This is a genomic window from Streptomyces sp. NPDC087263, from assembly GCF_044744645.1.
In the GTDB taxonomy this organism is placed as follows: domain Bacteria; phylum Actinomycetota; class Actinomycetes; order Streptomycetales; family Streptomycetaceae; genus Streptomyces.
The window spans coordinates 344,911-363,969 of record NZ_JBIUYT010000009.1; the positions used below are offsets into that span (position 1 = coordinate 344,911).

A 19,059-nucleotide genomic window follows, 5' to 3' on the forward strand; every position below is an offset into this window, starting at 1 on the left:
ACGAGTAGGGGACAACGGCAGAAGGGGCGAAAACCGCCCTGCTCAGCCCAGTCGCTTCGTCAGCGTGTACTCCGTGACCCCCGGTGGATAGTCCGGGATCGCGCACACCACCTCGTAGCCCTGCTTCCTGTAGAAGTCGGGGGCCTGGAAGTCCCAGGTTTCCAGGCGGGCGGCTCCGCAGTCGCGGTCGTGGCGGGCGATGCGCTCGGCCTCGGACAGGAGGCGGGAGCCGAGGCCGGTGCCGCGGTGGAGGTCGTCGACCCAGAGGTAGGTCACGTGGAGCCAGGCGGCCCAGGTGTGGCCGACGAGGCCGCCCGCGAGGGCACCCGCATCGTCCAACGCCCAGACGTGGAGCGGAACTTCGCGTTCACCCGGCGTTCCGCGGAGGGCGCGGAGGACGGGAGACGCCGCCGTGTTGGCATCCAGCAGTCTCCTGCGGAGCAGATCGCGGCGTTCTTTGTCGTCTCCTGTCTCCATACGAAACATAAGTCCCACCATAAACGGGTCGGCCAAGCAGTTCTGTGAATTGCCTTCCCCTCCAGGCCCCCGGCCTTACTCTGTGAACAGCGCCGGTGGGGGCCGGTGCTGATCAGGGGGCGAGACAGTCGGGTACGACGCCCGAAGTGGGGGTAGCAGTTACGCACGGCGGCGGCCGTGCGGCTGCGGCACCCCGCCTCCCGAGTCGCAGATGCGGTCTCGGGATCATTTCGGGCGCCGTACCCGCACCGGTCGTCCCCCGACAGTGGGGGTTTCAGTGGTTCGCATCCGAGTACTGGTCGTCGACGACCACCGCATCTTCGCCGAGTCGCTCGCAGCCGCCCTCGCGGCCGAGCCCGACGTCGACGTGTCCGCCGCGGGCAGCGGGCCAGCCGCGCTGCGCTGCCTGGAGCGGGCGGCGGCGGAAGGCCGCAGATTCGACGTCCTGCTCGTCGACGCGGACCTGGGCGGCAATCTGCCCGGTATGCGTCCGGCGGTGCCCGTCCAGGCGAGCAACGAGGACGGGCTCGTGGACGGGATCTCGCTCGTCGCGGGTGTCCGGACCGGACAGCCGACCGTACGGATCGTCGTGCTCGCCGAGAAGGACGATCCGCGCCGGGCCGCGCTCGCGCTCCAGGCCGGCGCCTCGGGCTGGGTCGCCAAGGACTGCTCGCTGTCGCGGCTGCTCACCGTCATACGGGGTGTGCTGCGCGACGAGACCCATCTTCCGCCCGCCCTGCTCACCGGGGTACTGCGGGAACTCACCGCCGCCCGCAAACACCGCACCGAGAGCGAACGGCTCGTCGAGTCGCTCACGCCGAGGGAGCGGGAAGTGCTGCGGTGCATGGTCGCCGGGCTGGGACGCAAGGCGGTGGCCGAGCGGCTCTTCCTCTCACCGCACACCGTCCGCACCCACATGCAGAACGTGCTGGGAAAGCTGGGCGTGCACTCCACCCTCGCGGCCGTCGCGCTCGCCCGCCGTGCGGGGGTCGGGCCCGTCGACCTAACCGGGGATGTTGTCGAACGGGGCGGTCAACTGGCGTAGCAGGCCCGCGAGTTCGCCACGCTGCGCCTTGCTCAGTTCCGCCAGGATCGCGCGCTCCTGCTCCAGCAGGCCGGCCAGTGCCTGGTCGGCGCGGTCGCGGCCCTCGTCCGTGAGGCGTACCAGCACGCCCCGGCGGTCGGTGGGGTCGGGGAGCCGCTCCACCAGGTCCTTCTTCGTCAGCCGGTCGATGCGGTTCGTCATCGTGCCGGAGGTGACGAGGGTCTGGGTGAGCAGTTGGCCGGGGGAGAGCTGGTACGGGTTTCCGGCGCGCCTCAGCGCCGTCAGGACGTCGAACTCCCAGGGCTCCAGGCTGTGCTCGGAGAACGCCAGCCTGCGGGCGCGGTCCAGGTGCCGGGCCAGTCTGCTCACCCGGCTGAGCACCTCGAGCGGTTCCACGTCGAGGTCAGGGCGCTCCCGGCGCCACGCTCCGACCAGCCGATCGACCTCGTCCTCCATGACGATCAGTGTAGTGGTTGTGTCGACGTGAAGTCTCTTGACGTCAAGATAGTTGGGGTGTGAGGCTGGAGACCGGCCCGAAGTGATCACTTCACCGCGACTTCGAGGAGGCCCACCCATGCCCGCCACCCCCACCGCACCCACCTGGGACCCGAGCCAGTACCTCCGCCACGCGGACCACCGCGCCCGCCCCTTCGCCGATCTCCTCGCCCGCGTCCCCGCGCTGCCCCGCACCCCCGCCCGCATCGCCGACCTCGGCTGCGGACCCGGCAACGTCACGGCCCTGCTCGCCGAACGCTGGCCGGCCGCGCACATCACCGGCTACGACAACTCCCCGGAGATGCTGGCCAAGGCCGCGGCACTCGCGGGCCCCACCCCCGGCGGCGGCCGCCTCGACTTCGCCACCGGTGACGCCCGGACCTGGACGCCCTCAGCCCCGTACGACCTGATCATCAGCAACGCCACCCTCCAGTGGGTCCCCGGGCACACCGACTCCTTCGCCGCCTGGGTGACGGGCCTGGCGCCCGGCGGCACCTTCGCCTTCCAGGTGCCCGGCAACTTCGACGCCCCCAGCCACCGGCTGATGCGCGAACTCGCCCACTCCGCCCGCTGGAAGAACCGCCTGGCCGACGCCCTGCGCCACGACGACGCCGTGCACACCCCGGCCGCCTACCTCGAACACCTCACCGCCCTCGGCTGCACGGCCGACGTCTGGGAGACCACGTACCTCCATCTACTGGAGGGCGAGGACCCGGTCCTGGACTGGGTGAAGGGGACAGGACTGCGACCGATCCTCACCGAGCTGGGGGCGGCGGACTCGGAGGCCTTCGTCGCCGAGTACCGGGCCGCTCTGCGCGAGGCCTACCCGGCCACGGAACACGGCACGGTGTTCCCGTTCCGCCGCATCTTCGCCGTGGCCAGGCGGGCCCACTGATGCTCACCGCCGTCGACCACGTCCAGCTCGCCGCCCCACCCGGCAGCGAGCCCCGCCTCCGCACGTACTACGTCGACGCCCTCGGCATGACCGAGATCCCCAAGCCGCCGGTGCTCGCGGCGCGCGGGGGCTGCTGGTTCCAGGCGGGGGCCGTGCAACTGCACCTCGGGGTAGAGGCGGACTTCCGGCCCGCCCGTAAGGCGCACCCGGGGCTGCGGGTCCACGACATCGAGGCGTACGCCGCCCGACTCGAAGCCCACCACGCACCCGTCACCTGGGACGACGACCTCCCGGGCCACCGCCGCTTCTTCTCCGAGGACCCGGTGGGCAACCGGCTGGAGTTCCTGGAGCCGACGGACTGACGTAGGGCGCCCACGCATTCTCGGCGGACGGTCACAGCTGCTTGAGGGCGTCCAGGGTGATGTCGATGTCGATGTCGTACGGGACGCTGAGCTCGAGTTTTTCGTGGTGGATGCCGGTGATCGCGTACGTCTTGCTCACCGGGTCGAGCTCGTAGGTCCGGACCACCGGGTGCTGGTTCCCTTCGGACATCTCGACCAGCCAGAAGTGGGGGATGCCCGCGGCGGCGTACTTCCGCGGCTTGGCATCCCGGTCGCGGGCTCGGAGTCCGGGGAGACGACCTCGACGGCCAGCACCACGTCCTCGGCCTGGAACCGGGTCTGCTCCAAGCCGGTGACGGCTTCGCTGCGGACGACCGACACATCGGGTTCGGGACCGTTGCGTTGGTCCAGGATGACGGTCATTTCGCGGCGGACCTTAAGGGGCCGGCCGCGAACTGTGCGACGAAGGCCGGCCACCAAGAGATCAATCATGGTGCTGTGGAAATCCCGCTGCGGACCCACGAAAACAAGGCTCCCGTCGATCAGCTCGGTGTGCGGCGGGAGGCCGGGCAGGGTGAACAGGTCGTCCACGGTGTACCCGTCCTGCGGCGGCACCGGCCAGCGGGAGCCCTGCTCGTGCTCGTGCTCAGGCTCGTGCTCGGCGGTCATGGTGGTTCCTCCCATGAGCGGGATTCTGGGCCTGCGTGTCCACCGTAGCGGGGGGAACTGACCAGCGTCATCACAAAGGGTGACGAGCCCGACCGTCGCGCCTCAGCTCTTGCGGTGGCCTATCAGTCGCGGCTTCGCCTCCAGGCCGTCCAGGCCGTGCCAGGCGAGGTTGACCAGGTGGGCCGCCACTTCCGCCTTCTTCGGGCGGCGGACGTCCAGCCACCACTGCCCCGTCAGCGCGACCATGCCGACGAGGGCCTGGGCGTACAGCGGCGCGAGCTTGGAGTCGAAGCCGCGGCTCTTGAACTCGCGGCCCAGGATGTCCTCGACCTGGGTGGCGATGTCCGAGATCAGGGAGGCGAAGGACCCGGTCGACTGGGGGATCGGGGAGTCACGGACCAGGATGCGGAAGCCGTCCGTGTACTCCTCGATGTAGTCGAGGAGCGCGAAGGCGGCCTGTTCGCACAGCTCGCGGGGGTGACCTGCCGTGAGAGAGCTCGTCACCATGTCCAGCAGGCGGCGCATCTCGCGGTCCACCACCACCGCGTACAGGCCCTCCTTGCCGCCGAAGTGCTCGTACACCACCGGTTTGGAGACGCCGGCCTTCGCCGCGATCTCCTCGACAGACGTGCCTTCGAAACCCTTGGCCGCGAAAAGGGTGCGACCGATCTCCAGCAGCTGCTGACGACGCTCGGCGCCGGTCATGCGGGTGCGGCGAGCGCGCCGCGGTTTTTCGTTACTGCTCGGGGTGCTGCTGGAGTCGGTCGCCACGCCGTCAATCATGCCGCGTCAGCGGTTTCCGTCTTGCGCGGGGAGTCCGACTCGTCCGTATTCCGGCGGGAATCGATGCGCGAGCGTGACGGCCAGCGCACGTCAGAGGCCCAGCCGAACTGCTCGCACCAGCGGATGATCCGGGCCGAGGAGTCCAGCTGACCGCGCTCCACACCGTGCCGGGCAGAGGTCGGGTCGGCGTGATGCAGGTTGTGCCAGGACTCACCGCAGGACAGGACGGCCAGCCACCACACGTTGCCCGAACGGTCACGCGACTTGAAGGGGCGCTTGCCCACCGCGTGGCAGATCGAGTTGATCGACCAGGTGACGTGGTGCAGCAACGCCACCCGGACCAGTGAGCCCCAGAAGAAGCCGGTGAACGCGCCCCGCCACGACATCGTCGCCAGACCGCCGATCAGCGCGGGCAGAGCGAGGGAGAGCAGCGTGTAGTAGATGAAGTGGCGCGAGATCGCACGGATCGCCGGGTCCTTGATCAGGTCCGGTGCGTACTTGTCCTGCGGAGTGCGCTCCTCGTCGAACATCCAGGCGATGTGCGCCCACCACAGGCCCTTCATCAGCGCCGGAAGTGTCTCACCGAAACGCCACGGCGAGTGCGGGTCGCCCTCGGCGTCGGAGAACTTGTGGTGCTTGCGGTGGTCGGCGACCCAGCGGACCACCGGCCCCTCGACCGCCATCGAACCGGCGACCGCCAGTGCGATCCGCAGCGGGCGCTTCGCCTTGAAGGCGCCATGGGTGAAGTAGCGGTGGTAGCCGATCGTGACGCCATGGCAACCCAGGTAGTAGAAGAAGACGAGCAGGCCGAGGTCGAGCCAGCTCACTCCTCCCCAGTTCCAGGCCAGCGGCACCGCGGCCACCAGGGCGAGGAACGGGACGACGATGAAGAGGAGAAGCGCGAACTGTTCGAGCGACCCCTTCTTCTCACCGCCCAGCGTGGCGGGTGGAAGCGGGGAGTCATGGTTCGCCTGCGGGGCGTCGTCGATCACATCGGAGCTCGTGGTCATGGGTGTCCCCTGTGGGGTTCGAGGGTGGAGACGGTTGTCCGGGGTGAGGGAGAGAGCCGGATACCGGGGAGCGGTGGGCCGGACGTTCGGGGAACGGATCCCCGGAGCCTCCAGCCCTCCCGGTACCGGGATACGGGGCCCAGGGTCCTCCCTCTGTCCGACGGCATTCCCTACGCTTCCGTAACCTACGGCGTCGTAAGTATGGCAGCGCGCCGCTCGGCGGCAAGAGCCCGAGAGCCTGCGCGTCCCTGTGGACACCTATCCTTGGAGTCGGTCGGACAGCGCGGTCCGTTCTGATTAATTCCCGGATGCCACGTTCCTAAGCGGCACCCGCCGCGCGGTCGCCACCCGGGTTCCCTCCCAGACGAGCTTCAGACGAACTTTCACTCTTCAGATGAGCTTCAACACTGCAAGGAGCCGCACCTGTGAGCAGTGCCGACGACCAGACCACGACGACCAGCAGCGAGCTGCGCGCCGATATCCGCCGCTTGGGTGACCTGCTGGGCGAGACCCTGGTCCGCCAGGAGGGACCCGAGCTTCTCGAACTTGTCGAGAAGGTCCGCCGACTGACCCGCGAGGACGGCGAGGCCGCCGCCGAACTGCTGCGCGGCACCGAACTGGAAACCGCGGCCAAGCTGGTCCGCGCCTTCTCCACCTACTTCCACCTCGCCAACGTCACCGAACAGGTGCACCGCGGCCGCGAACTGCGCGCCAAGCGCGCCGCCGAGGGCGGCCTCCTCGCCCGCACCGCCGACCGCCTCAAGGACGCCGACCCCGACCACCTGCGCGAGACGGTCAAGAACCTCAACGTCCGCCCGGTGTTCACGGCCCACCCCACCGAGGCCGCACGCCGCTCCGTCCTCAACAAGCTGCGCCGCATCGCCGCCCTCCTGGAGACCCCGGTCATCGAGGCCGACCGCCGCCGCTACGACACCCGCCTGGCCGAGAACATCGACCTGGTGTGGCAGACCGACGAGCTGCGCGTCGTACGCCCCGAGCCCGCCGACGAGGCCCGCAACGCCATCTACTACCTCGACGAACTGCACGCCGGCGCCGTAGGTGACGTACTCGAAGACCTCACGGCCGAGCTTGAGCGAGTCGGCGTGACCCTCCCCGACGAGACCAGGCCGCTCACCTTCGGCACCTGGATCGGCGGCGACCGCGACGGCAACCCGAACGTCACCCCCGACGTCACCTGGGACGTCCTGATCCTCCAGCACGAGCACGGCATCAACGACGCCCTGGAGCTGATCGACGAACTCCGCGGCTTCCTCTCCAACTCGATCAGGTACACGGGCGCCACCGAAGAGCTGCTCGCCTCCCTCCAGACCGACCTGGAGCGGCTCCCCGAGATCAGCCCCCGCTACAAGCGGCTGAACGCCGAGGAGCCCTACCGGCTCAAGGCCACCTGCATCCGCCAGAAGCTGGAGAACACCAAGAAGCGACTGGCCACCGGGACCCCCCACGTGGACGGACGCGACTACCTCGGCACGGCCGAACTCCTCCACGACCTCGTCCAGATCCAGAGCTCACTGCGCGAGCACCGCGGCGCACTGTTCGCCGACGGCCGCATGAACCGCACCATCCGCACCCTCGCCGCCTTCGGCCTCCAGCTCGCCACCATGGACGTACGCGAACACGCGGACGCCCACCACCACGCCCTCGGCCAGCTCTTCGACCGCCTCGGCGAGGAATCCTGGCGCTACGCCGACATGCCCCGCGACTACCGCACCAAGCTCCTCGCCAAGGAGCTCAGGTCCCGGCGCCCGCTGGCCCCGACCCCGGCTCCGCTGGACGCGGCAGGTGAGAAGACCCTGGGCGTGTTCCAGACGATCAAGCGGGCCCTGAAGATCTTCGGACCCGAGGTCATCGAGTCGTACATCATCTCGATGTGCCAGGGCGCCGACGACGTCTTCGCGGCGGCCGTACTCGCCCGTGAGGCCGGACTCCTCGACCTGCACGGCAACTGGGCGAAGATCGGCATCGTGCCCCTCCTGGAGACGACGGATGAACTCAAGGCCGCCGACACCATCCTGGAGGACATGCTCTCCGACCCCTCCTACCGGCGCCTCGTCGCGCTGCGCGGAGACGTCCAGGAGGTCATGCTCGGCTACTCCGACTCCTCCAAGTTCGGCGGCATCACCACCAGCCAGTGGGAGATCCACCGCGCCCAGCGCCGCCTGCGTGACGTCGCCCACCGCTACGGGGTGCGGCTGAGGCTGTTCCACGGCCGTGGCGGCACCGTCGGCCGCGGCGGCGGCCCCTCGCACGACGCGATCCTCGCGCAGCCCTGGGGCACCCTGGAGGGCGAGATCAAGGTGACCGAGCAGGGCGAGGTCATCTCCGACAAGTACCTGGTGCCCTCACTGGCCCGCGAAAACCTGGAACTGACCGTCGCGGCCACCCTCCAGGCATCTGCGCTGCACACCTCCCCGCGCCAGTCCGACGAGGCACTCGCCCGCTGGGACGCGGCGATGGACGTCGTCTCCGACGCGGCGCACACCAGGTACCGCAAGCTCGTCGAGGACCCCGACCTGCCGACGTACTTCCTCGCCTCCACGCCGGTCGACCAGCTCGCCGACCTGCACCTGGGCTCGCGGCCCTCCCGCCGCCCCGGCTCGGGCGTCTCGCTCGACGGCCTGCGCGCCATCCCGTGGGTGTTCGGCTGGACCCAGTCACGGCAGATCGTGCCGGGCTGGTTCGGAGTCGGCTCGGGCCTGAAGGCACTGCGCGAGGCGGGCCTGGACACCGTGCTCGACGAGATGCACGAGCAGTGGCACTTCTTCCGCAACTTCCTCTCCAACGTCGAGATGACCCTTGCCAAGACCGACCTGCGGATCGCCTCGCACTACGTGGACACCCTGGTGCCGGACGACCTCAAGCACGTCTTCGACGGCATCCGCGCCGAGCACGAGCTCACCGTCCGCGAGGTGCTGCGGATCACGGGCGGCGAAAAGCTGCTGGACACCAACCCCGTCCTCCAGCAGACCTTCTCCATCCGCGACGCCTACCTGGACCCGATCTCCTACCTCCAGGTCGCCCTGCTCAAGCGCCAGCGCGACGAGGCGGCGGCCGGCTCCCCAACGGATCCGCTGCTGTCGCGAGCGCTCCTCCTGACCGTCAACGGTGTGGCGGCAGGGCTGCGCAACACCGGCTGATCGCCGTTCGGACGACGATGCCCCCGTGTTCGTACGAACACGGGGGCATCGCTATGAGTTCACAAGGCCAGGAACGTCACCGTCAGCTGCACGAACCCCGCCGCCGCCAGCGCCCACGCCACCCGCGTCAGCCGCAGACCCCCCGCCACCACCACCGCGGCGAGCAGCAGCGCGCCACCGAAGGGAACCCAGGAGTAGAGCAGTCCGGCCGGCCCCGAGCGCACCACGTCACTGGTGCCCGGCTTCACGGTGACCGAGTAGACCCCGCCCTTCCGCACCGCCACCGACTCCTCGATGGAGACCCGGGCCCGCGCCTCCGATCCCGTCGACGTGGGCGAGTACGGCCCCGTGCAGGTCTCGCCCGAACACGCCGTGACCGTCATCGTCCCCTGCTCCCGGCCCCGACTCAGCATCACGTGCTGCGCCGTGCCCCAGGAACCCCAGACACCCGCGATCAGGATCAGCGCCGCGACCGTACCCATCGTCGCGAGCTGCCCGAACCGCAGCGCCACGTAAGCGTTCTGGCGGGAGCTCTGACCTGACGTGGCGGCGGGCATGGCGGGGATCATTGGCCATGGCCATGCGCCTGGTCAACTCAGGCAGGGGACAAGTCCTGAGTTGTACGTACCTTTCGACGCCCGCGAGAGCCGACGGTCAGGACTTGTACGTACCTTTCGACGCCCGCGAGAGCCGACGGTCAGGACTTGTACGAACCTTTCGACGCCCGCGAGCGCCGGAGGCTCAGGAGTTGTACGAACTCTGCGCCCGCTCCAGCCCGTCGATCACCAGACACTCCACAGCGTCCGCCGCACGGTCCACCAGGTAGTCGAGCTCCTTGCGCTCCGCCGACGCGAAGTCCTTCAGAACGAAATCCGCGACCTGCATACGCCCCGGAGGACGCCCGATACCGAACCGCACCCGGTGGTAGTCCGGACCCATCACCTTCGTCATCGACTTCAGCCCGTTGTGGCCGTTGTCCCCGCCACCGAACTTGAGACGCAGCACGCCGTAATCGATGTCCAGCTCGTCATGGATCGCGACGACGTGCGCGAGCGGCACCTTGTAGAAGTCGCGCAGCGCGTTCACCGGACCACCGGACAGATTCATGTACGACATCGGCTTGGCCAGAATCACCCGGCGATTCGCCGGCCCCGGCGGGCCGATACGCCCCTCGATCACCTGCGCCTGCGCCTTGCCGGCCCGCTTGAACTTGCCGCCGATCCGCCCCGCCAGCAGATCGGCCACCATGAAGCCCACGTTGTGCCGGTTCATGGCGTACTCGGGCCCGGGGTTGCCGAGCCCCACGACCAGCCAGGGGGCGGCTGCGTCGTCGGTCGTCGTCGTCACGTCCGTGTCTCCCATGTGTCCTTGACAGGCGGCGCGCTGTCTTTGATACGCGTCAGCCGCCGCTCCCTGGGGAACGGCGGCTGACGGAAAGCCATGACCCGGTGAGGGATCAGGCCTCGGTGGTCTCGGCCTCGTCCGCGGAGGCCTCCTCCGCCTGGGCGGCCAGGACCTGGAGGACGACCGCGTCCTCGTCGATCACCAGCGTGGTGCCCTCGGGGAGCGGGATGTCCTTGGCGAGGATGGCGGCGCCGGCCTCAAGGCCCGCGATGGAGACGGTGACCGACTCGGGGATGTGCGTGGCCTCGGCCTCGACCGTCAGCGTGCTCAGCACGTGCTCGAGCAGGAAGGCACCCGGGGCCAGCTCGCCCTCGGTGTGGACGTAGACCTCGACGGTGACCTTCTCGCCGCTCTTCACGGTGAGCAGGTCGACGTGCACGAGGGAACCCCTGATCGCGTCACGCTGGACGGCCTTCGGGATCGCCAGCTCGGTCTTGCCCTCGATGTCCAGGGTGAGCAGGACGTTCGACTTACGCAGAGCGAGCTGGAGCTCGTGACCCGGAAGCGTGACGTGGACGGGCTCGGCACCGTGACCGTAGACAACGGCAGGAACCTTGTTCTCGCGACGGATACGGCGGGCGGCGCCCTTGCCGAACTCGGTGCGGGTCTCGGCGGCGAGCTTGACGTCGGCCATGTTCACTCCTCGTAGATCAAATGGGGAAGGTGGTCACCCGGCCGAACATCGGCCTGCTACGAAGAGCGCGTCGATAACGGACCGCCGTACCCGCCTCGTAAAGCGGTACGGCCTCCCTCGCCGAGCAACTGTGACAGCTTACTGGGCGGGGAGGCCGTATCAGAAATCGATCTACGGGACCTACGGGATCGACCGGTGGAGCGTGGGTCTACTGCTCCTCGAAGAGGCTCGTCACCGAGCCGTCCTCGAAGACCTCGCGGACCGCGTTCGCGATCGTCGGCGCGATCGACAGGACCGTGATCTTGTCGAGTTCCAGCTCGCCCGGGGTCGGCAGAGTGTCCGTGAAGATGAACTCGCTGACCTTGGAGTTCTTCAGGCGGTCGGCCGCTGGGCCGGAGAGCACACCGTGCGTGGCCGTGACGATGACATCCTCGGCGCCGTGCGCGAACAGGGCGTCGGCGGCGGCGCAGATCGTGCCGCCGGTGTCGATCATGTCGTCGACCAGGACACAGACACGGCCCTCCACATCACCGACGACCTCGTGGACGGTGACCTGGTTGGCGACGTCCTTGTCGCGGCGCTTGTGCACGATCGCGAGGGGAGCGTCGAGACGGTCGCACCAGCGGTCGGCGACGCGCACCCGGCCGGCGTCGGGGGAGACGACGGTCAGCTTGGCGCGGTCGACCTTCGCACCCACGTAGTCCGCGAGGATCGGCAGCGCGAAGAGATGATCGACCGGGCCGTCGAAGAAGCCCTGGATCTGGTCGGTGTGCAGATCGACCGTGAGGATGCGGTGGGCACCGGCCGTCTTCAACAGGTCGGCGATCAGCCGCGCCGAGATGGGTTCACGCCCGCGGTGCTTCTTGTCCTGCCGCGCGTAACCGTAGAACGGCACGATCACGGTGATGCTCCGCGCGGAGGCCCGCTTCAGAGCGTCGATCATGATCAACTGCTCCATGATCCACTTGTTGATGGGGGCCGTGTGGCTCTGCATGAGGAAGCAGTCGGCGCCGCGCGCGGACTCCTCGTAGCGGATGTAGATCTCGCCGTTGGCGAAGTCGAAGGCCTTCGTCGGGACTACACCGACCCCCAGCCTGTGGGCGACCTCCTTGGCAAGCTCGGGGTGGGCGCGGCCGGAGAAGAACATCATCTTCTTCTCGCCGGTCGTCTTGATCCCGGTCACAGCACTGTCTCCTCAGAGGTGTCTCAGCTGGGTGCGAGAGGACTTCTCGGCCGCATATGACCGACTCGCACGAGTCAGCCGCGTGCGAGCTTGCCGCGAGAGGCACTACGGCTACTAGGAGCTACTAACAGCTACTAGGAGAGGTCTTCTCAGCTGGGGGTGTGCGGATGTGCGTTTATCACGGTACGCCGTGCAGGACGCACCGGTTTCCGGTCAGGCTTCGCCTTCCGGCTCCCGGGAGGCGGTCTCGGCGGCCTTCGCGGCGGCACTTCCCGGACGCTTGCGCGCCACCCAACCCTCGATATTCCGCTGCTGGCCACGGGCCACGGCCAGCGAACCGGCCGGTACGTCCTTGGTGATGACCGACCCCGCCGCGGTGTAGGCGCCGTCCCCGATGGTGACAGGCGCCACAAACATATTGTCCGATCCAGTACGGCAGTGCGAACCGACCGTGGTGTGGTGCTTGTCCTGCCCGTCGTAGTTCACGAAGACGCTGGCGGCACCGATGTTGGTGTACTCACCGATCGTCGCGTCGCCCACATACGACAGGTGCGGGACCTTCGTGCCCTCGCCGATCGTCGCGTTCTTCGTCTCGACGTACGTGCCGATCTTGGCCTTGAGACCGAGGCGGGTGCCGGGGCGGAGATACGCGAACGGCCCGACGCTTGCCTGCGGGCCCACCTCGGCGTTGTCCGCGACGGTGTTGTCGACCCGCGCCCCCGCGCCCACCTTCGTGTCCTTCAGGCGGGAGTTGGGGCCGACCTCGGCGCCCTCCGCGAGATGCGTGGCGCCCTGGAGCTGGGTGCCCGGGTGCACGATCGCGTCCCGCTCGAAGGTGACGGCGACGTCGACCCAGGTGGAGGCCGGGTCGATGATGCTCACCCCGGCGAGCATGGCCCGCGTGAGCAGCCGGTCGTTGAGGATGCGGCGGGCCTCGGCGAGCTGGACGCGGTTGTTGATCCCGGCGATCTCGCGGTGGTCTCCCGCGATGGAGGCGCCGACGCGGTGCCCGGCCTCGCGCAGGATGCCGAGGACGTCGGTCAGGTACTCCTCGCCCTGGCTGTTGTCCGTACGCACCTTGCCGAGGGCGTCCGCGAGGAGCTGCCCGTCGAAGGCGAAGACACCCGAGTTGATCTCACGGATGGCGCGCTGGGACGCGTTGGCGTCCTTGTGCTCGACGATCGCGGTGACCGCGCCGCTGACGTCGTCGCGGACGATGCGGCCGTAGCCGGTCGCGTCCGGGACCTCGGCGGTCAGCACGGTGACCGCGTTGCCGTCCGTGGTGTGGGTCGCGGCGAGGTTCCTCAGCGTCTCCCCGGTGAGCAGGGGAGTGTCGCCGCAGACGACGACCACCGTGCCGTCGACGCCGCCGCCCAGCTCCTCCAGGCCCATCCGCACCGCGTGCCCGGTGCCGTTCTGCTCCGCCTGTACGGCGGTGCGTACGCCGGGGTCGATCCCGCCCAGGTGCGCGACGACCTGCTCGCGGGCGTGACCCACCACGACGACCAGGTTCTCGGGCTCCAACTCGCCCGCTGCCGCGAGCACATGTCCCACCAGGGAACGGCCACACAGTTCGTGCAGAACCTTGGGTGTGGCCGACTTCATACGGGTGCCCTCACCCGCTGCGAGTACGACGACGGCTGCCGGGCGATTGGCGCTCACGGGGTATGCCCTTCGGCTTCGGATGGCTGGGGTGTGGACATCCGCAGGATACCGGGGGGTTTCAGGGGGGACATGGGAGCGGGCCCTGACTTGACTGTCAGGGCCCGCGTGCTGTGAGCTCCCGGGGAAGGAATCGAACCCTCATTCAATGGACCAAAACCATTTGTCCTGCCATTAGACGACCCGGGATAGTTCGTCTGCTATGTCCGATTCAATCCATCGGATTCGCGTGCGGACAACACTATGCCGTACCACCAGCCCTCGATGCGACGGTACAAGTCAGCTCCGCCTCGCGCGTCGATGCGTAGGCAGCCGTAGTAGTTGTCGTCGGTGTTCTTGCGGTTCGTGCTTGGGTTGTGCTTCTTGAGCGTGGTCTTGAGGAGTTCGGCCGGCTCGATACCGACGTGGTGCGCCCAGAACTTCTCGGCGGTCGGCACGTCTGCGGTTTCGTGGATCTGTACCGAGAACCTGAGGCGCTCCTGTTCAACTCGCAGCAGGCGCAGCCAGGCCAGGAAGACTGTGATCATGTTCGGATCGCTGTTCACGAAGGTGATGCGCTCCTGTCGGCGATATGGCTTGCTCTTGGATCCCTCGGCCCAATAAAGGCCGACGCCCACGAGGAAGAGCTCTCGGTCGGTCATGGTGCCAATCTCCCCGGCTGACAGGCGCTTGGTCTGCTGGCGTTCTTCCTCCCGCCTCTGAAGCGTTGCCTCCCATCCGCGCTTGGCGATCGCCGACGCCTCCTCCCGGGTCCGCGTTTTCCGTTCCGGCTTCGGCAGATTGCGTACCCATAGCGAGATCGAACTCTTCGAGCAGCCCAGCTCGACCTGGATCTGGTCGTAGGTCCAGCCCTGGAGCCGTAGCTCCTGGGCTCGCCCGCGGACGTCGTCCTTCGCGTTCGGGCGCTTGGTCCACTCCGGGGGCGGCTCGCCCTCCAGGAGTCGGTTGAGGATGTCGTTGTTGTCGACGTGGAGCCGGTCGCGGATCTGGCGGCGGCTGAGTCCCGCCCGTCGCAACGCGACCGCCCGCTCCCGCAGCCCCTCGAAATCCGCGTACTTGCCCTGTGCGTGTGCCATAGGCATACCGTCCGGGCGGAATGTGAGCCTCCGGGGTCGAACGGTGATCGATTCAGCAGTTCGAGGGATTCTGGTGGGTTTCGCTTCTGTTCGATTGCGGGGTGTGGTGTAGGCCAGTAGGCGAAACTCACCGGAAAAGGGGCGGGTGGCGACCGTAGGCTGGAGGCATGACCACGACGGGGGAAGAGCACACCGCGGCCGGGACCGGGCCGTGGTGGTGGGTCAGGTGGCGTAGTGCGGTACTTGACGCGGGTCTCGCGGGGGTGTCTGCGGCCGAGTCCGGCATCGAGGGGATCGCGTTCGCCCATGACGCGGGCCTGCCGGTTCCGGTCGGGGTGGGGTTCGGGCTGGTCGCCGGCTTCACGTTGTTGCTGCGGCGGAAGTGGCCCATCGCCGTCGTCCTCGTGTCGATCGCCATCACGCCCGCCCAGATGGGCTTCCTGATGGGGCTCGTCGGGCTGTACACGCTGGCCGCGTCCGAGCTGCCGCGGCGGATCATCGGGTCGCTGGCGTTGATGTCCTTCGCCGGGATGCTCATCGTGACGTACGTACGGGCGCACCAGGCTGTGGTGAGTGGTGACGTGCCCATGGGGAACTGGTTCGTCCCCTTCATTTCCATCGCGACCGCTCTGGGGATGAACGCTCCGCCCGTACTCCTCGGGCTATACGTCGGTGCGCGGCGGCGGCTGATGGAGAGCCTGCGGGAGCGGGCGGACTCGCTGGAGCGGGAGTTGCAGTTGCTCGCGGAGCGGGCGGAGGAGCGGGCGCAGTGGGCGCGTAACGAGGAGCGGACGCGGATTGCTCGTGAGATGCACGATGTGGTCGCGCACCGGGTGAGTCTGATGGTTGTGCATGCCGCTGCCCTTCAGGCCGTTGCCCGGAAGGATCCCGAGAAGGCCGTCAAGAACGCGGCGCTCGTGGGGGACATGGGGCGTCAGGCGCTGACCGAGCTGCGGGAGATGCTGGGTGTGCTGCGTACGGGGGGCGGGGTGGATTCGCGGGACCGTTCGATGCCTCTTGCCGCGGTGGCTGTGGCGGCGGCGGCCGCGGCGTCGCGGGTCGCCGACGATGCGATGGACGGGCCCTCGCTCGCGGAGCTCGATGAGCTGATCGGGCAGTCGGCGGCGGCCGGGATGGTGGTCGATCTGTCGGTCGAGGGGGATTCGCCCGGGTACGCCGGGGAGGTCGAGCAGACCGCGTATCGGGTTGTTCAGGAGGCCCTTACCAACGTGCACAAGCATGCGGCCGGTGCGAAGACGCATGTGCGGTTGGCGCACCGGGTTTCGGAGATCGCGATGCAGGTGGAGAACGAGTGTCCGCCGGAGCCGGGGGCGGCTTCGTCCGTGCATCTGCCCAGTGGGGGGAATGGGTTGCTGGGCATGAAGGAGCGGGTGAGTGCGTTGGGGGGAGTTTTTGTGTCGGGGCCTACGGATGCCGGGGGGTTTCGGGTGTCGGCGGTGATTCCGGCGGGGGGTGGTGGGTGACGGGTGGTGCGGGGGCCGTGTGCGGTGTTCGGTGCGGGTGCGTTTGCCGTCCGGTGCGTGTGCCTGTGCCGGTGTCGTCTGGTGGGTGGGTCGGGGGCGTGCCGGTAGGTCCCGCCCGTCGCCGACGGATCAGACGTCGGGCAAGGGTGTGGGGGTCCGGTGACGCGGGCGTACGCGACGGGCATCTGGACGTACCGGCACGCCCCCTTCCGCCGTCCGGCGGGTGCGGGTCGTGGGGCGGCGGCAATGCTTTTCGGTTCCGGCCCGGCGGTCCTTGAGCTCTTCAGTCCCGGCCCGGTGGGAGACCTTGGAGCCGATGCGGGGTCTGGGGGCGGTAGGCCCCAGGGACAAGGGATGGGTAGGGGTGGAGGGGGCGAAGAAATTCCTCCGGCCCTGGTGGCGTCGGCTAGGCGGTGGTCAGGCGGGTGGGGGCGGTGCCTGTGAGGAGGGTGTTGAGGGCGGTGTCGATGTCCGGGCCGAGGAACCAGTCGCCGGTGTGATCGAGGGCGTAGACGCGGCCCTCCGCGTCGATGGCGAGGAGGGCGCGGTTGTCGGACTCCTCGCCGAGGGGGCAGACCTCGGTGTCGAGGGCGCGGCCGAGGTCGCCGAGGGTGCGGGCCAGGTGGAGGCCGTGGAGCGGGTCGAAGTGGAGGGCGGCGGGGGCGTTCTGGCGGCCGGGTCCGGACGAGGTGACGTGGAGCCCGCCGAACTCCGCCCACGCCTCCACTGCCGCAGGGAAGACCGCGTGCTGGTGCCCGGCCGACGACTCGTGCCCGCGCAGGGCGTCGGCCCAGTACTCGGCCTGTTTTATGTCCCAGTGCCCGGGCTGCCACCCGGCGGAGCGCAGCGCGGCGTCCACGGGGACGGGGAAGCGTGTGGTGGAGGTGCGGTCGGCGTGCATCTGCCCTTCAGTTCGTCGAGGGTCGGGGAGGCGGGGTCGTAGGACCCTGGTGGGGACGGAGACGGGCGTCATCACCGTTGGTACGTGCGCGGGGCGCGGGGAGTTCAGGCGTCGGGTGCCGTCGGGTCGACGATGAGGACGCCGAAGTGGTCGCTGAGGGCTGTGCAGGAGCGACAGGGCGCGGCGAAGCTGCCGTGCAGTGGGTCGCCGTCCTCGCGGATGTGGCGGGCGGTGAGCTTGGCCTGCTTGAGGGCCTTGCGGGCCTCGCCGTTGGTCAGTGGCTTGCGTGCGGCGCGCTTGCTGCGGGCGGCGTCCACGGAGGCGATGTGACGGGAGATCAGGATCGCCTCGGCGCAGCGGCCGGTGAAACGGTCGCGCTGTGCGTTGGCGAGGGTGTCGAGGAAGTCCTGGACCAGCGGGTGGAGGGCAGGTGGCTGGTCGCCGCGTGCGGCGGTGCCGGTGAGGGTCTCGCCGCGTACGGAGAGGGCGGCGGCGACGGTGGGGAGTATGCCGTCGCGGCGGTGCAGGAGGGTAGGGACGTGCGGTGTCTCGTCGCTGCTCCAGCCGACCCGCGGGTCCCCGGACGTGCCTGTATGAGTCGCATTCATGATCGTTTCCCTCCCGTGCATCCCCCGGTGCGGAGACAGACTGCCAAATGGCGTGGCGGGTGGGGAAGCTGGGGCTCCGCGACACGCCCGGTCTTCGTCGCACCGTCACGGCGAGGTGACGGCAGGTCACGGAACCGGAGGCCCGGTGACCGGTGCCGTACGACCGCATAGGCTGTCGACATCCGCGATCCATACCGCTATTGACGACGCCGCAGGGGGCAACCGCCATGACGACAGGTCGGCTCGGGCAGCAAGCCGCGCCGCCGAACGCGGCATACGCCGGGCAGGTCGTACGTTTCCCGGACCCGGTCCGGGCTGCCCGCCACCCCAGAGGTGTGCGGGTCGACGAGTACGGCTATCCCGATTTCTCGGCGTACGCGCGTGCCGCCGCGGAGATTGCCGAGCCCCCTGAGGGTTTCGGCGTGGACGAGTTGCGGCTCACGGACTATGTCTCCGCGAACGCCGCGCTCGCCGCCTCCGGACACGACCTGTGGGACACGATTCCCGCGGTGGCGACCCCGCACGGCTGGACCTGGCATCACGTGCCGGGCACGCGGCGGCTGGAACTCGTGCCCGTCGACGTGAAGGCGTTGCTGCGGCACCACGGGGGGCTGTCGACCGCGCTCGTGGACCATGACAAGCGGGGTACGCGGCCGTTGCAGGAGACGTGGCCCGCGCACTTCGGGTTGCCGAAGTCCTCGGTCGCGGTGACGGAGCAGCAGGTGCAGGGGGTCGAGGAGGACCTTGGCTACCGGCTGCCGGGTGCGTATCGGTCCTTCCTGAAGGCGGCCGGGGGCTGTGCGCCGGTGGGCGCCGCGCTGGACGCCGAGTTGGGCCTCCTGGTGGACCAGCCGTTCTTCACGGTGCGTGACGAGGCCTCGCTCAATGACCTCGTCTACATCAACAAGTGCCTGCGTGACCATCTGACCAAGGACTACCTGTGCGTCGGTTTCGTGCAGGGCGGTCTGCTCGCCGTGAAGGTGAAGGGCGACGGGGTCGGGTCGGTCTGGTTCTGCGCGTACGACGATGTCCGCGACCAGGACGCCTGGCCGCCGGCGGAGCGGGTGCAGCGGCTGCTGCTGCCCTGTGGCGATGACTTCGACCAGTTCCTGTCCCGGCTCGCGGGTAATCCGCCGGAGCTGGAGACGGTGGCGAACCTGATGGTGGACGGCGGTTTCGCGCGGGCCGTTCCCGTCGATGCGGTGGCGTCCGCGACTTCGGTGGGGGAGTGAGC

Annotated in this window: 18 protein-coding genes, 1 tRNA gene and 1 pseudogene; 6 read left to right on the top strand and 14 right to left on the bottom strand. The window is 69.0% G+C overall.

From position 1 onward, the window contains the following. Nucleotides 1-42: 42 nt before the first annotated feature. Complete coding sequence (locus ACIPC1_RS29060; RefSeq protein ID WP_402522130.1) at nt 43-498, bottom strand: GNAT family N-acetyltransferase; 456 nt, start codon at nt 496-498, stop codon at nt 43-45. A gap of 256 nt (nt 499-754) precedes the next feature. Here ACIPC1_RS29060 and ACIPC1_RS29065 point away from each other — a divergent pair, with 256 nt between their 5' ends. Further along, entirely contained in the window at nt 755-1,522 is a 768-nt protein-coding gene (locus tag ACIPC1_RS29065) for a LuxR C-terminal-related transcriptional regulator (RefSeq protein ID WP_402522133.1), read from the top strand. On the opposite strand, the gene ACIPC1_RS29070 is transcribed toward ACIPC1_RS29065, so the two are convergent. Beyond that, on the bottom strand, nt 1,481-1,978 hold the full coding sequence (locus ACIPC1_RS29070; protein WP_365445071.1) for a MarR family transcriptional regulator: 498 nt from the start codon (nt 1,976-1,978) through the stop codon (nt 1,481-1,483). The genes ACIPC1_RS29065 and ACIPC1_RS29070 overlap by 42 nt on opposite strands. 118 nt (nt 1,979-2,096) lie before the next feature. Here ACIPC1_RS29070 and ACIPC1_RS29075 point away from each other — a divergent pair, with 118 nt between their 5' ends. Together ACIPC1_RS29075 and ACIPC1_RS29080 are read left to right on the top strand one after the other, a co-directional pair. Further along, nucleotides 2,097-2,912, top strand: a complete 816-nt coding sequence (locus tag ACIPC1_RS29075; RefSeq protein ID WP_402522136.1) for a trans-aconitate 2-methyltransferase — start codon at nt 2,097-2,099, stop codon at nt 2,910-2,912. Further along, nucleotides 2,912-3,274, top strand: coding sequence for a VOC family protein (locus ACIPC1_RS29080; protein WP_402522138.1), 363 nt, complete (start codon nt 2,912-2,914; stop codon nt 3,272-3,274). Before ACIPC1_RS29075 ends, ACIPC1_RS29080 begins: the two co-directional genes overlap by 1 nt. A 31-nt stretch (nt 3,275-3,305) precedes the next feature. Here ACIPC1_RS29080 and ACIPC1_RS29085 read toward each other — a convergent pair. The 3 genes and pseudogenes from ACIPC1_RS29085 to ACIPC1_RS29095 form a co-directional block, all read right to left on the bottom strand. Beyond that, nucleotides 3,306-3,922 (bottom strand): annotated as a pseudogene (locus tag ACIPC1_RS29085) (Uma2 family endonuclease). 102 nt (nt 3,923-4,024) lie between these two features. After that, on the bottom strand, nt 4,025-4,705 hold the full coding sequence (locus ACIPC1_RS29090) for a TetR family transcriptional regulator (protein ID WP_384385965.1): 681 nt from the start codon (nt 4,703-4,705) through the stop codon (nt 4,025-4,027). Then, nucleotides 4,702-5,715, bottom strand: a complete 1,014-nt coding sequence (locus ACIPC1_RS29095; RefSeq protein ID WP_402522141.1) for an acyl-CoA desaturase — start codon at nt 5,713-5,715, stop codon at nt 4,702-4,704. Before ACIPC1_RS29095 ends, ACIPC1_RS29090 begins: the two co-directional genes overlap by 4 nt. A gap of 425 nt (nt 5,716-6,140) precedes the next feature. On the opposite strand from ACIPC1_RS29095, the gene ppc reads away from it, so the two are divergent. Then, the gene (gene ppc / locus ACIPC1_RS29100) at nt 6,141-8,873 is read left to right on the top strand and encodes a phosphoenolpyruvate carboxylase (RefSeq protein ID WP_402522143.1); all 2,733 of its coding nucleotides are present in this window, start codon (nt 6,141-6,143) and stop codon (nt 8,871-8,873) included. A 59-nt stretch (nt 8,874-8,932) separates the two neighbouring features. On the opposite strand, the gene ACIPC1_RS29105 is transcribed toward ppc, so the two are convergent. The 7 genes from ACIPC1_RS29105 to ACIPC1_RS29135 all read right to left on the bottom strand — a co-directional run bounded on the left by ACIPC1_RS29105 (nt 8,933) and on the right by ACIPC1_RS29135 (nt 14,832). Next, on the bottom strand, nt 8,933-9,442 hold the full coding sequence (locus ACIPC1_RS29105) for a hypothetical protein (protein WP_402522145.1): 510 nt from the start codon (nt 9,440-9,442) through the stop codon (nt 8,933-8,935). Between the two features lie 172 nt (nt 9,443-9,614). Beyond that, complete coding sequence (gene pth, locus ACIPC1_RS29110; protein WP_402522147.1) at nt 9,615-10,235, bottom strand: aminoacyl-tRNA hydrolase; 621 nt, start codon at nt 10,233-10,235, stop codon at nt 9,615-9,617. A gap of 94 nt (nt 10,236-10,329) precedes the next feature. Beyond that, a complete protein-coding gene (locus tag ACIPC1_RS29115) occupies nt 10,330-10,911 on the bottom strand; it encodes a 50S ribosomal protein L25/general stress protein Ctc (protein WP_402522151.1) in 582 nt (193 codons plus the stop codon). A 208-nt stretch (nt 10,912-11,119) separates the two neighbouring features. Continuing rightward, on the bottom strand, nt 11,120-12,094 hold the full coding sequence (locus tag ACIPC1_RS29120) for a ribose-phosphate diphosphokinase (RefSeq protein WP_384393864.1): 975 nt from the start codon (nt 12,092-12,094) through the stop codon (nt 11,120-11,122). Between the two features lie 213 nt (nt 12,095-12,307). Next, the gene (glmU, locus tag ACIPC1_RS29125) at nt 12,308-13,756 is read right to left on the bottom strand and encodes a bifunctional UDP-N-acetylglucosamine diphosphorylase/glucosamine-1-phosphate N-acetyltransferase GlmU (RefSeq protein WP_384393866.1); all 1,449 of its coding nucleotides are present in this window, start codon (nt 13,754-13,756) and stop codon (nt 12,308-12,310) included. A 118-nt stretch (nt 13,757-13,874) separates the two neighbouring features. Continuing rightward, nucleotides 13,875-13,945 (bottom strand) — tRNA-Gln (locus ACIPC1_RS29130). Between the two features lie 11 nt (nt 13,946-13,956). After that, a complete protein-coding gene (locus ACIPC1_RS29135; RefSeq protein WP_402522155.1) occupies nt 13,957-14,832 on the bottom strand; it encodes a helix-turn-helix domain-containing protein in 876 nt (291 codons plus the stop codon). Nucleotides 14,833-14,999: 167 nt separating this feature from the next. Between ACIPC1_RS29135 and ACIPC1_RS29140 the strand changes: the two genes are divergently transcribed. Then, nucleotides 15,000-16,316, top strand: coding sequence for a sensor histidine kinase (locus ACIPC1_RS29140; RefSeq protein ID WP_384393872.1), 1,317 nt, complete (start codon nt 15,000-15,002; stop codon nt 16,314-16,316). A gap of 406 nt (nt 16,317-16,722) precedes the next feature. Here the strand turns inward: ACIPC1_RS29140 and ACIPC1_RS29145 are convergent, their stop codons facing one another. Continuing rightward, nucleotides 16,723-17,217 carry an SUKH-3 domain-containing protein gene (locus ACIPC1_RS29145; protein WP_402522157.1) on the bottom strand — a complete coding sequence of 165 codons (495 nt, stop codon included), beginning with the start codon at nt 17,215-17,217 and terminating at the stop codon, nt 16,723-16,725. A gap of 104 nt (nt 17,218-17,321) precedes the next feature. Further along, nucleotides 17,322-17,825, bottom strand: a complete 504-nt coding sequence (locus ACIPC1_RS29150; protein ID WP_402522159.1) for a YwqJ-related putative deaminase — start codon at nt 17,823-17,825, stop codon at nt 17,322-17,324. Between the two features lie 227 nt (nt 17,826-18,052). On the opposite strand from ACIPC1_RS29150, the gene ACIPC1_RS29155 reads away from it, so the two are divergent. Next, nucleotides 18,053-19,057: an SMI1/KNR4 family protein gene (locus ACIPC1_RS29155; protein ID WP_402522161.1), complete on the top strand. Its 1,005-nt coding sequence runs from the start codon at nt 18,053-18,055 to the stop codon at nt 19,055-19,057. Nucleotides 19,058-19,059 lie beyond the last annotated feature (2 nt).

Coding starts and splice junctions, on each gene's coding strand:
- ACIPC1_RS29060 (WP_402522130.1), bottom strand. CDS start 498: ATGGTGGGACTTATGTTTCGTATGGAGACAGGAGACGACAAAGAACGC.
- ACIPC1_RS29070 (WP_365445071.1), bottom strand. CDS start 1,978: ATGGAGGACGAGGTCGATCGGCTGGTCGGAGCGTGGCGCCGGGAGCGC.
- ACIPC1_RS29075 (WP_402522136.1), top strand. CDS start 2,097: ATGCCCGCCACCCCCACCGCACCCACCTGGGACCCGAGCCAGTACCTC.
- ACIPC1_RS29080 (WP_402522138.1), top strand. CDS start 2,912: ATGCTCACCGCCGTCGACCACGTCCAGCTCGCCGCCCCACCCGGCAGC.
- ACIPC1_RS29090 (WP_384385965.1), bottom strand. CDS start 4,705: ATGATTGACGGCGTGGCGACCGACTCCAGCAGCACCCCGAGCAGTAAC.
- ACIPC1_RS29095 (WP_402522141.1), bottom strand. CDS start 5,715: ATGACCACGAGCTCCGATGTGATCGACGACGCCCCGCAGGCGAACCAT.
- ACIPC1_RS29105 (WP_402522145.1), bottom strand. CDS start 9,442: ATGATCCCCGCCATGCCCGCCGCCACGTCAGGTCAGAGCTCCCGCCAG.
- pth (WP_402522147.1), bottom strand. CDS start 10,235: ATGGGAGACACGGACGTGACGACGACGACCGACGACGCAGCCGCCCCC.
- ACIPC1_RS29115 (WP_402522151.1), bottom strand. CDS start 10,911: ATGGCCGACGTCAAGCTCGCCGCCGAGACCCGCACCGAGTTCGGCAAG.
- ACIPC1_RS29135 (WP_402522155.1), bottom strand. CDS start 14,832: ATGGCACACGCACAGGGCAAGTACGCGGATTTCGAGGGGCTGCGGGAG.
- ACIPC1_RS29140 (WP_384393872.1), top strand. CDS start 15,000: ATGACCACGACGGGGGAAGAGCACACCGCGGCCGGGACCGGGCCGTGG.
- ACIPC1_RS29145 (WP_402522157.1), bottom strand. CDS start 17,217: ATGCACGCCGACCGCACCTCCACCACACGCTTCCCCGTCCCCGTGGAC.
- ACIPC1_RS29150 (WP_402522159.1), bottom strand. CDS start 17,825: ATGAATGCGACTCATACAGGCACGTCCGGGGACCCGCGGGTCGGCTGG.
- ACIPC1_RS29155 (WP_402522161.1), top strand. CDS start 18,053: ATGACGACAGGTCGGCTCGGGCAGCAAGCCGCGCCGCCGAACGCGGCA.